Origin of the sequence: Sphingomonas sp. (genome assembly GCF_019749955.1) — a bacterium.
GTDB lineage: Bacteria > Pseudomonadota > Alphaproteobacteria > Sphingomonadales > Sphingomonadaceae > Sphingomonas.
Genome location: NZ_JAIEPC010000112.1, coordinates 1 through 11,805, shown reverse-complemented (window position 1 = coordinate 11,805; position 11,805 = coordinate 1). Strand labels below are relative to the sequence as shown.

Here is an 11,805-nt window from a genome sequence, read left to right as displayed (position 1 = left end):
CTAAGCTCGCTCTCAAGAGCAGGCTTAAGACCGGACCATCACCCCACGGGCAAGGCGGCCGCTATCGGAGGCGTACGGGAAAACGGCGCTGGTATTTGGTGATCAGCTTCGGATCGAACGTCCCCGCGCGATCCCGCGGCACGTCCAACGTCACCTTCGATGTGCCCGTCAGCATCGTCTTTCGCGACGAGCCGTTGCGACGGTTGGTTGCGCCTGCGGCGCCTTCGTTCTCCAGATGATCATCCAGCTCCGCTGACAGCATGCGCTCGGAGAGCGCCTTCTTCAGCTCGTCGAGCAAACCGTCCTTCGCAAACAGATCCTGCGGATCACGCCCCGCAAGCAACTGGTCCAACATGTCCTTGTCAATCGCCATATCGATGGTCCTTCCCATTCCATCTTATGGCCTCCCGCACAAAATTCCTGACAGTCCCGTGCAGGACATTGAGAACATGCGTCTTGGTGGCAACGCCGGCTTCCAGTGCCAGTTCAACAGCGCATAGCACGACCTGCTCATCATGCTGGAGCACAAGGGCGAGGATCTCGGCCATCTCTCTGTCTCCGCCAGGGCGGCGCAGGAGCTGACTTTGGAGCTGCCGGAACGCATCGGGCATCTCCGCGAACGGGGCACCATTGCGCAAGGCACCCGGCTTGCGCTCGATCACCGCCAGATAATGCCGCCAGTCATAGACCGTCCGCCCGCCGGTGTGATGGGATCGATCGATGATCCGCCTGTGTGCGCACAAGATCTGACCCTCAGCCGCGATCACGATCCGATCGGGGTAAATCTGCAAGCTGACCGGGCGGTTACGCCCCCCAACACCCCCGCCACCGTCCGCAACACTTTCGCACGGAAATGCACGCCGATGTGGCTGCCCTTGATTTCGATCACGCGCAGTCCCGGCTCGCCCTCAGCATAGCAGGCGCGGCCGTTGACGAGGCCGTCGCTCGGGCTCCAGATCGCGGTGGCGGGCATCGGCAAAGGTGCGGCGATTTCGGCCTGGCGCGCAAGCAGCACGGGGTCGTCGATCCGCTCGCCGCTGACGAGCTGATAGGTGCGCCAGACATTGGTCGCGCGCGGTCCGGCGGCATAGGGTGAGGCAATGGTGATAACTTCGCGCACCACCCCCGCCCCCAACCGGTGCGCCGCGAGCCGCGCCATGATGCCGCCGAGCGACACGCCGATCAGCGTCACGGGTGCCCCGGCGCGCGCGGCATAATCCTCGACCCGCGCGAGCAGCCGCTCCCCGTCCATGCCGACGGTGCGCGTGCCGAAATTGCGGCCCAGCCCCCAGGTCTCCACTCGATAGCCCAGGCGGCGCAGATAACGCGCCATGATCAGCATCGACCGGTCGGCGTTGATCAGGCCTGGCAGCAGCAGCAGCGGCCGTCCGTCGCCGCGCGGCTCCGCGCCCGGCTTGCTCGCGGCCAGCTCGGCGAGCGTCCATACCGCGCGCGGCAGTTCGGCAGCCCAAAGCAGGCGGCTGGGGGGTGGAAGAGCGGGCGCGGTGGTCATGCGCAGACCCTAGCAGCCCCATCTTGGGTAGGTCGAGAGCAACGGCGCAAGACGCGCTTAACCGCATCTTTAGCACGCTGGCCATAGCGATGCCCGATGAACCCCTTCGGTCGGCTCCAGCTATCGCGCATTTTCGGGCGGCTTCCGCTGCCCGTCATGCTGTCGCTGCTGCTGCTGCTGGGGCTGGTGCCAGCGGGGCTGCTCGGCCAGCTTTTCGTCGAACAGAGCATGAAGGATGTCGAGTTCGCGCAGCGCGAGATCGCCGGGCTACGCTATCTGCGGCCAAGCTGGACTGCCTATGAGCGGGCAAGCCGGGCACCGCTTGCGCCGCCCGAACGCGCCGCGCTGAGGACCGCGCTCACCTCGGCAGGCGTCGAACACGACGCGCTGTTCGGTACCGCATCACTCGCGCGCAGCGCCGACCAGGCGCTGGCTAAAGCGCCACCGGCACAGGCGCAGCGCGACATCGGCGCGCTGATCACCGCGATTGGTGACAAGTCGAACCTCATCCTCGATCCCGATCTCGATAGCTATTATCTGATGGACATCGCCCTGCTGAAACTGCGGGCACTGGCCGATGCGACGACGCCCGAAGAAGCCGCGACGTCCTTGCCGATGCATCGCCGCGACGTGATGCGCGCCGTTGCGGCAATCCACCTGTCGCTCGACCGCGCGATCGAGGGCAATGGCGACCATAGCTTGGCGACCGGTCGGCTGAAGGCGCTGGCGGACGACCTCGATCGCGCCGCCCAAGCCTATCTCGATCACCGCGACGCCGCAGGGCTGGCGGCGCTGGGTGCGGCCCGCAATGCGCTGTGGGTTGAGGCAGCCGATAATCTCGACCGGTTGCTGCACGCGCGGATCGACCGGCTGACCGGGCGGTTGCACTTCAACCTAGCGCTGTCGATCGGTGTCGTCGTGGTTGTGTTCCTGTTGGGCACCGCGCTGATCGCGACACTGTCAGACAGCTTGCGGGCATTAACGCGCCGCATCGCCCAGCTGTCCGACGGCGACTATACCGCATCGGTGCCGGGCACGGGATTGCACAATGATGTCGGCGTCATCGCCCGCGCGCTGCAGGGCTTTGTCTCGATGGCGAGCGAGCGCGAAGCCTTGCAGCAGCGGCTGATCGACCAGCGCGAGGAAGCGCGCCGCGCGCTCGAATCCATCGTCGACCAGGTCAAGCGCGAGAATGCCGCGCTGATGGCGCAGGCAGCCGAGCATGCGAAGCTGCGCCGCGACCTCGAACGCCACACCGTGGTGTCGCTCGCGACTGATCTTGAAGCGCATATCGTCGGGCTCGTTGGCACCGCGCGTGCGGCAGCGGCGAGCGTTGACGTGGCTGCGGGCGCGATGGCCAATGACGCGCTCACCACCCGCGAACAATCGCACCTTGCGACAACGGCGGCGAGCCAGATCCGCGACGCGGTCGACAGCGTCGCGCCGAGCATTGTGTCGATCGCGGCGCGGCTGAAGGACTTGCGGCTGCGGTCCGACGACGGTCGATCAATGGCTGAAGAGGCCTTTGGTCGGGTCGATGCCGCCAATGCGCGGATCGCCGATTTCGCCGCCGCCGCCGATCGCATCGAAGCGATGCAATTGCTGATCGCCGATGTCGCCGCCAAAACCAATTTGCTCGCGCTCAATGCCTCGATCGAAGCCGCCCGCGTCGGTGAGGCAGGTCGGGGCTTCATGGTCGTCGCCGATGAGGTCAAAGCACTCGCCAATTCAACGCGGTCCGCCACGCGCGACATTGCCGCACAGATTGGCGACATGCGCGCTGCCAATGCCGCCGTGGTGACCGCCTTCCAGAATGTGCTCGACGCGATCGACGGGCTGGCGGCCTCATCGCGCGACATTTCGTCCGGGATCGCCGATCAGTCGACCCGCATCGATTCGATTGAGCGGACGATGCGCGTCGCCAATCAGACGGTCGCGGCGCTGACCGACAGCATCACGCAGGCCGACCACGCCGCCGGCCAGGCCGCCCGCTCCTCAAGCGAAATCGTCGGCGCCTTCGCGCGCGTGGTCGGCGATCTGGCGACGCTCGACACGGCGATCATCGATTTCACCTCCGACATCCGCAACGCCCAGGTCGCTGCCTGAGGCGGGTCAGATATGGATCGGCTTGCCGGTCACGCCCATGGCCGCTTCCTTGAACGCTTCGGCATGGGTCGGGTGGGCGTGGCAGGTGTAGGCGATGTCTTCGCTCGTCGCGCCGAATTCCATTGCCTGGGCGGCCTGCGCGATCATTGACCCCGCGACTGACGCAATCACCCAAACGCCGAGCACGCGATCGGTCTTGGCGTCGGCGATGACTTTCACGAAGCCGTCGGGCTCGTGGTTGGTCTTGGCGCGGCTGTTGGCGAGCATCGGGAATTTACCGACCTTTATCTCACCGCGCTCCTTTGCGGCTTCTTCGGTCAGGCCGACGCCTGCGATTTCGGGCCAGGTGTAGACCACCGACGGGATGACATCGTGGTTCACGATGCCGGTGAGCCCAGCGATATTCTCGGCCACCGCAATGCCTTCATCCTCGGCCTTGTGCGCGAGCATCGGACCGGGGACGACGTCGCCAATTGCCCAGATGCCGGGGACGCCGGTGGCGAAACGGTGGTCGATCTCGATCTGGCCGCGCTTGTTGGGAGTGATGCCCGCAGCGTCGAGGTTCAGCCCCTCGGTATTGGGGCGGCGGCCGATCGAGACGAGGACGCAGTCGGCGGTGATCGTTTCCGCCGTCCCGCCCGCAGCGGGTTCGACGGTGACGCTTGCCTTGCCGTCCGCGACCGCCACGCCGGTGACCTTGGTCGACAGCTTGAACTCGATCCCCTGCTTCTTGAAGATCTTGTTCGATTCCTTGCGGACTTCGCCGTCGAAACCGGGGAGGATCTGGTCGAGGAATTCGACGCAGGTGACTTTCGCGCCGAGCCGCTTCCAAACCGATCCGAGCTCGAGCCCGATCACGCCGCCGCCGATGACGACGAGATGTTCGGGCACCTTGGCGAGTTCGAGCGCGCCGGTTGAATCGACGATGATCTGCGCGGCGTTATCGACTGCGACGCCGGGCAGCGGCGTAACGCTCGATCCGGTGGCGATGACGATGTTCTTCGCGCGGTAGCTGGTGCCCCCGACCTCGACCGTGTCAGTGCCGGTGAACTTCGCATGGCCTTTCAGCCAATCGACCTTGTTCTTCTTGAACAGGAAGGCGATGCCGCCCGTCAGCTGCTTGACCGCATCGAGCCGCTGCGCGTGGAGCGCGTCCATGTCGAGCTCGACCGAGCCGAGCTTGACGCCGAGCTTGGCCATCATGCCGCTTGCCGCATCGTTAAAGAATTCGGACGCGTGCAGCATCGCCTTCGACGGAATGCAGCCAACGTTGAGGCAGGTGCCCCCAAGCGTCTCGCGCGATTCCACACACGCGGTCTTCAGCCCAAGCTGCGCCGCGCGGATCGCCGCGACATAGCCGCCAGGGCCGGAACCGATGATGAGGACATCGTAATCGTAGGAACTATCAGTCATCGATCTTCTTCCCGAATCTCTTGCTGCCAAACAGCCATTTCAGTTCAGTGACTTTGGTTCCTTGAGCGTTCGTTTGGCAACTGACCGGACCGCCAACTTTCATCGCGTGAAGTTCGTCGAAAGAAAACTTTATGAAGACGTTCGTTCGTTGAATACCGGGCGGACTGAATGCCAAGCGGTCGGACATGTCCCTATAGACTGCTGATCTGCAGGTGTCCCAAGCCTTTGCTTCAACCCCACGCAATTTGGCACCAAATTTTTCTGGACCCGAGCACCCAGACAAGACGGCGACGACAACAAGGATGGCAATTACACGCACCTTACAAATCGATCAGTATCCGCGTCGGGTCCTCGATAGCATTTTTGAGCGCGACGAGGAACGTGACTGCCTCGCGGCCGTCGATCAGCCGGTGGTCGTAGCTGAGCGCCAAGTACATCATCGGGCGGATGACGATCTGGCCGTCGCGCACGACCGGGCGATCCTCGATGCGGTGCAAGCCCAGCACCGCCGACTGCGGCGGGTTGATGATCGGGGTCGACATCAGCGAGCCGAACACGCCGCCGTTGCTGATCGTGAAGGTGCCGCCCTGCATCTCCTCCACCTTCAGCGTGCCGTCCTTGGCGCGCTTGCCGAAATCGCCGATCGTGCGCTCGATTTCAGCGACAGACATCGTATCGGCATTCCGCACCACCGGCACCACCAGCCCGCCGGGTGACGACACCGCGACCGAAATGTCGGCATAATCGTGATAGACGATCTCATCACCGTCGATCGACGCATTGACGTTGGGGATGTCCTTCAATGCAAGGCACGCCGCCTTGGCGAAGAAGCCCATGAAGCCCAGCCGGACACCGTGCTTCTTTTCGAACAGGTCCTTGTACTTCGCCCGCGCCTCGATCACCGCCGTCATGTCGACGTCGTTGAAGGTGGTGAGCATCGCGGCGGTGTTTTGCGCTTCCTTCAGGCGGCGCGCGATCGTCTGGCGCAGGCGCGTCATGCGGACGCGCTCTTCACGGCGTTCGCCCGACGGCGCGGGTGCTGGCGTCGGCGCTGCGGGCGCGACGGGCGCGGAGCTCGGCGCCGGGGTCGATTTCGCCGCGAGCACATCGTCCTTGGTCAGGCGACCATCCTTGCCGGTGCCGGTGACGGTCGCGGGATCGACGCCGGTTTCGAGCACCGCACGGCGCACCGAGGGCGACAGCGCGGCGGGGGCGGCGTCACTCGCGGCGGCAATCTCGGTTGCCGAGCGCGCGGGTTCAGGCTCGGCAGCCTTGGCAGGGGCGGGGGCAGCGGCGCCGTCTTCGATCGTCGCGATCATCGCGCCGACTTCGACGGTATCGCCGACCTTCACCGCGTGCGCGCCCATCACGCCAGCGGCGGGCGCGCCGACTTCGATCGAGACCTTGTCGGTCTCAAGGCTCGCCACGGGTTCGTCGAGCGCGACAGGATCGCCCGGCTGCTTGAGCCATTCGCCCAAGGTCGCTTCGGTAATCGATTCGCCCAGCACGGGCACTTTGACTTCGGTTGCCATTTCGTCAGCCTTTCCGGGTACGACGGATTTCTTCGCGGACATTATGCCCCAGCGCATCGGCTACGAGCGCCGCTTGTTCCATCTGGTGGCGCTTCATCAGGCCTGTCGCAGGCGATGCCGCCGCCGCGCGGCCGGCGTAGCGCGGGCGCTGCACCGCGCCGCCCGCTTCGACCAGACATTCCTCGATGAACGGCTCGACGAAGCTCCACGCGCCATTGTTCTTGGGTTCTTCCTGCGCCCAGACGACATGTTCCAGATTGGTCATGCGCTTGAGCCGCTCGGTCAGTGGCTCGCCGGGGAAGGGATAGAGTTGCTCGATCCGCACGATCGCGGTGTTCTTGTCGCCCGCCGCGTTGCGCGCTTCCATCAGGTCATAGGCGACCTTGCCGGTGCAGAGCACCAGCCGCTGCACATCGGTGTCCGCAGGCGCCCAAGGGTCGCTGAGGATGCGCATGAAGTGGCTGTCGTTCTGGAAATCGGCTGCCTTCGACACCGCCAGCTTGTGGCGCAGCAGCGATTTGGGGGTGAAGATGATCAAGGGTTTGCGGAACGACCGGTGCATCTGCCGCCGCAGCAGGTGGAAATAGTTCGCCGGCGTCGTGCAATTGGCGACCTGCATATTGTCACCCGCGCAGAGTTGCAGGAAGCGTTCGGGCCGCGCCGAGCTATGCTCGGGCCCCTGCCCTTCGTAACCGTGCGGCAGCAGCATCACCAGGCCATTGGCGCGCAGCCACTTGGCTTCGCCCGCCGCAATGAACTGATCGATCATGATCTGCGCGCCGTTCATGAAATCGCCGAACTGCGCTTCCCACAGCACGAGCGTCTTCGGATCAGCAAGCGCATAGCCATATTCGAAGCCGAGCACGCCGTATTCGGAGAGCGGCGAGTCGAGCACTTCGAAGCTGCCATGCTCGATCGTCCAGAGCGGCACATATTTATGCTCGTCGGTCTGGTCGACCCACACCGCGTGGCGCTGGCTGAAGGTGCCGCGCCCCGAATCCTGCCCCGACAAACGGACGCCGTAACCTTCCGACAACAGCGACCCGAAAGCGAGCGCTTCGCCGGTCGCCCAGTCAAAGCCTTCGCCGCTGGTGAACATCGCCCGCTTGGCGTCGATGACGCGCGACAGCGTCTTGTGGATCTTGACGCTGTCGGGAACGGTGGTGAGCGTGCGGCCGATGCTGTCGAACAGCTTCGGTTCGATGCCGGTTTCGATATTGCGGCGCGCGGTTTCGGGATCGGCGGGGGCATGCAGCCCCGACCAGCGCCCCGCGAACCAATCGGCGCGATTGGGCTTGTAGACGGCGCCCGCTTCGAATTCGCCTTCGAGCAAGTCGATGAAAGCCTTGATCTGGCCGTCGATCCACGCCTGATCGACCACGCCCTGCGCGATCAGCTTTTTGCCATAGATGTCGCTGACCGGCGGGTGCTGGCGAATGCGGTCGTACATCAGCGGCTGGGTGAAGCTCGGCTCGTCGCCCTCGTTATGGCCGAAGCGGCGATAGCACCACATGTCGATCACGATGTCGCGGTGGAAGCGCTGGCGGAATTCGATCGCCATTTTGGTGGCAAAGGTCACCGCTTCGGGATCATCGCCATTGACGTGGAAGATCGGTGCCTGGACGCCCTTCGCGACATCGCTCGGATAAGGCGAGCTGCGCGCATATTGCGGGCTGGTGGTGAAGCCGATCTGGTTGTTGATGATGAAGTGCAGGCAGCCGCCGGTATTATACCCGCGGATGCCCGAAAAGCCGAGACATTCCCATACGATGCCCTGCCCCGCAAAGGCGGCGTCGCCGTGGATCAGCACCGGCAGCGAACCGGTGTGGAGATCATCGCCCGCAATCGTCTGGATCGCGCGCGTCTTGCCGAGCACCACCGGATCGGCGGCTTCGAGGTGCGACGGATTGGCGACCAGCGACATATGGACGTTGATGCCGTCGAATTCGCGGTCGGTGCTGGTGCCGAGATGGTATTTGACGTCGCCCGATCCGGCGACATCATCGGGATTGTCCGACCCGCCCGAAAATTCGTGGAAGATCACGCGGTAGGCCTTGGCCATCACATTGGCGAGCACGTTCAGCCGCCCGCGATGCGCCATGCCGTACACGATCTCGCGCACGCCATATTGGCCGCCATATTTGATCACGCTTTCAAGCGCGGGGATCATGCTTTCGCCGCCGTCGAGGCCGAAACGCTTGGTGCCCACGTATTTGCGGCCGAGGAATTTCTCCCATTGCTCGGCCTCGATCACCTTGTTCAGGATCGCCTTCTTGCCTTCGGGGCTGAACTGGATGGCCTTGTCCTTGCCCTCCATCCGCTCCTGCAGGAACCGGCGCTCCTCGACATCGGCGATGTGCATATATTCAAGGCCGACATTGCCGCAGTAGTTCGCCCGGAGGATGTCGACGAGCTCGCGGATCGTCGCGGTCTCAAGCCCGAGCGCGCCGCCGATATAGACCGGGCGATCGAGATCGGCGCCCGAGAAGCCATGATATTCGGGTGTCAGATCAGCGGGCAATTCCTGCTTGGTGAGGCCGAGCGGATCAAGATTGGCGGCGAGATGCCCGCGCACACGGTAAGTGCGGATCAGCATCATTGCGCGGATCGAATCGGCGGCGGCGCGGGTGACGTCGACCTGCGGCGCGGCGGGGGCGGCAGCGGGTTTCGCCTCGCCCCCAGAGCCGGTCTTGCCGGGCTTGGCGGCGGGCGCCATTTGCGATGGGTCGAGTGCGGCGGTCAGATCATCGGTGTCGGTCGCGGGCCAGTTTTTCGCCCGCCAGCTCGGGCCGCTCGACGCTGCCTCCAGCCCTTCGAAAAAACCGCGCCACGCGGGTTCGACGCTGTCGGGCGACGCCTGGTAGCGCGCATAGAGCGTGTCGATGAACGCCGGGCTCACCGAGCCTGCGAGTGCTTCGAAATCCTGGCCTTCATAGCCCATGATCATTCTCCATTTCCCTCTCCCAACGGGAGAGGGCGGGGCCCGCCGCGCAAGCGGTGGGAGGGTGAGGGCGATGGCGGTCCCGAAAGTCGCCCTCATCCGGCCCTTCGGGCCACCTTCTCCCGGTGGGAGAAGGGCTTTTCTCTCAACCCTTCAACACTTCGAGCAGCGTTTCGCCCAACAGGCTCGGGCTGGCCGCGACCTTGATGCCGGCGGCTTCCATCGCCGCGATCTTGTCTTCGGCGCCGCCCTGCCCGCCCGAGACGATCGCCCCGGCATGGCCCATGCGGCGACCGGGAGGCGCGGTGCGCCCCGCGATGAAGCCCGCCATCGGCTTTTTGCGGCCGCGCTTGGCTTCGTCGATCAGGAATTGCGCGGCTTCTTCTTCGGCCGAACCGCCGATTTCGCCGATCATGATCATCGAATGCGTTTCGGGATCAGCAAGGAAAAGTTCGAGCACGTCGATGAAATTGGTGCCGTTGACCGGATCGCCGCCGATGCCAACCGCTGTCGTCTGGCCAAGACCCGCATTGGTCGTCTGGAACACCGCTTCATAAGTGAGCGTGCCCGAGCGCGACACGACCCCGACCGAGCCTTTCGAAAAGATGCTGCCGGGCATGATGCCAATCTTGCATTCGCCGGGCGTCAGCACACCGGGGCAGTTCGGCCCGATCAGCCGCGACTTCGATCCCGACAGCGCGCGCTTGACCTTGACCATGTCGAGCACCGGAATGCCTTCGGTGATCGTCACAATCAGCGGCACTTGCGCGTCGATCGCCTCAAGGATCGAGTCAGCGGCAAAGGGCGGCGGCACATAGATGACGCTCGCGGTAGCACCCGTCTTTGCGACGGCTTCCTCGACGGTGTTGTAGACGGGCAGGCCGAGATGCTCGGTCCCGCCCTTCCCCGGCGTGACGCCGCCAACCATCTGCGTGCCGTAATCGAGCGCCGCCTGCGTATGGAAGCTACCGGTTTCGCCGGTCATCCCTTGCGTGATGACCTTGGTATTCTTGTCGACGAGGATGGACATTAGGTAAAGGCTCCGTCGTTATCGGCGGGTTAAGCGTCGAGCACATGCTCGCGCATGGTGATGGCTTCCCAGCCATAGGGATTTTGGCTTGGGAATGTGGCGAGTGGCAGGTTGGTCTGACCAGACGCCTTCGCTTGTGCGGTGTCATATGCCACCTCAATCGCTTCAGCGATCCGCGACTTGTAGCTCGGATTCTGTTTCAACAGGCGCACGATGCGCCGACGATGCTCAATGATCGACGCGATCGAGCTCGGCGTGCGCCGTTCAGGCTGAAAATCCCATTTGAGCATGTGAACGAGCACGATTTCGACCGCGCTGACAAATGCGTTGAATTCCGATCTTCCCAAATCCTCGACCTCGTCGATCAAATGTTCGGTATCGAGATCCGACCAGCGCCCTGCCCGCATCAGGTCAATCTGGTGCTGTAGCCACGCGGCATAGTCCTCCGCATAGCCGGGCACTTGGCGCCTCGCTGCAATGATATGTTCGCGCTCAGCCATTCGACCTCGATATCACGTTCGGGCACGCACTCGAAATCAGCCTAGGCTGCCGTCGATCGCCTTGCACGCCACCAGCAGCTCCTTCACCGCATCGACCGACACGGCAAGGTTGCCCTTGGCTTCGTCGTCGAGCGCGATCTCGACCACCTTTTCCGCACCGCCCGCACCGATCACCACCGGCACGCCGACATAGAGATTGTCGATGCCGTATTGGCCGGTCAGGTGGACTGCGGCGGGCAGCACGCGCTTTTCGTCGCCCAGATAGGCCTGCGCCATCGAAATCGCCGACGTCGCCGGGGCGTAATAGGCCGAGCCGGTCTTGAGCAGCGCGACGATCTCGCCGCCGCCGCTGCGGGTGCGCTGGACGATCGCGTCGATGCGCTCCTGCGTCGACATGCCCATTGCGATCAGATCGGGCACCGGGATGCCCGACACGGTCGAATACTGGATCACCGGCACCATCGTGTCGCCATGGCCGCCGAGCACGAAGCTCGTCACGTCCTTGACCGACACATTGAATTCATCGGCGAGGAAATGGCTGAAGCGCGACGAATCGAGCACGCCCGCCATACCGACGACCTTCTGGTGCGGCAGGCCGGAGAATTCGCGCAGCGCCCACACCATCGCGTCGAGCGGGTTGGTGATGCAGATCACGAATGCGTCGGGCGCGTTGGCAGCGATGCCTTCGCCGACGGCCTTCATCACCTTCAGGTTGATGCCGAGCAGATCGTCGCGGCTCATCCCCGGCTTGCGGGCGACACCGGCGGTGA

At 64.2% G+C, this 11,805-nt stretch carries 9 protein-coding genes and 2 pseudogenes; 1 reads left to right on the top strand and 10 read right to left on the bottom strand.

Annotated features, from left to right (window positions below; translation table 11 throughout):
* Positions 1-76 precede the first annotated feature (76 nt).
* The 3 genes and pseudogenes from K2W81_RS15785 to K2W81_RS15775 form a co-directional block, all read right to left on the bottom strand.
* Positions 77-373 (bottom strand): annotated as a pseudogene (locus K2W81_RS15785) (transposase); the annotation flags it as partial.
* Positions 374-431: 58 nt separating this feature from the next.
* Positions 432-806 (bottom strand): annotated as a pseudogene (locus K2W81_RS15780) (IS21 family transposase); the annotation flags it as partial.
* Entirely contained in the window at positions 764-1,513 is a 750-nt protein-coding gene (locus K2W81_RS15775) for an alpha/beta hydrolase (protein WP_294106270.1), read from the bottom strand. The gene K2W81_RS15775 and the pseudogene K2W81_RS15780, both read right to left, overlap by 43 nt.
* Positions 1,514-1,609: 96 nt before the next feature.
* On the opposite strand from K2W81_RS15775, the gene K2W81_RS15770 reads away from it, so the two are divergent.
* The gene (locus K2W81_RS15770) at positions 1,610-3,619 is read left to right on the top strand and encodes a methyl-accepting chemotaxis protein (RefSeq protein ID WP_294106268.1); all 2,010 of its coding nucleotides are present in this window, start codon (positions 1,610-1,612) and stop codon (positions 3,617-3,619) included.
* 6 nt (positions 3,620-3,625) lie between these two features.
* On the opposite strand, the gene lpdA is transcribed toward K2W81_RS15770, so the two are convergent.
* From lpdA to K2W81_RS15735, 7 genes are all read right to left on the bottom strand, one after another.
* On the bottom strand, positions 3,626-5,032 hold the full coding sequence (gene lpdA, locus K2W81_RS15765) for a dihydrolipoyl dehydrogenase (RefSeq protein WP_294106266.1): 1,407 nt from the start codon (positions 5,030-5,032) through the stop codon (positions 3,626-3,628).
* A complete protein-coding gene (locus K2W81_RS15760) occupies positions 5,025-5,351 on the bottom strand; it encodes a hypothetical protein (protein ID WP_294106264.1) in 327 nt (108 codons plus the stop codon). Before K2W81_RS15760 ends, lpdA begins: the two co-directional genes overlap by 8 nt.
* 1 nt (position 5,352) lies before the next feature.
* Positions 5,353-6,564 (bottom strand): 2-oxoglutarate dehydrogenase complex dihydrolipoyllysine-residue succinyltransferase, encoded by a 1,212-nt coding sequence (gene odhB, locus K2W81_RS15755; RefSeq protein ID WP_294106263.1) that lies wholly within the window; start codon positions 6,562-6,564, stop codon positions 5,353-5,355.
* A gap of 4 nt (positions 6,565-6,568) precedes the next feature.
* Entirely contained in the window at positions 6,569-9,505 is a 2,937-nt protein-coding gene (locus tag K2W81_RS15750) for a 2-oxoglutarate dehydrogenase E1 component (protein WP_294106272.1), read from the bottom strand.
* A gap of 145 nt (positions 9,506-9,650) precedes the next feature.
* On the bottom strand, positions 9,651-10,535 hold the full coding sequence (gene sucD, locus K2W81_RS15745; RefSeq protein WP_294106261.1) for a succinate--CoA ligase subunit alpha: 885 nt from the start codon (positions 10,533-10,535) through the stop codon (positions 9,651-9,653).
* A gap of 29 nt (positions 10,536-10,564) precedes the next feature.
* Positions 10,565-11,035, bottom strand: a complete 471-nt coding sequence (locus K2W81_RS15740) for a DUF29 domain-containing protein (RefSeq protein WP_294106259.1) — start codon at positions 11,033-11,035, stop codon at positions 10,565-10,567.
* Between the two features lie 36 nt (positions 11,036-11,071).
* Positions 11,072-11,805: malate dehydrogenase (locus K2W81_RS15735; protein ID WP_294106257.1), on the bottom strand; the 734-nt coding region annotated here is incomplete at its 5' end.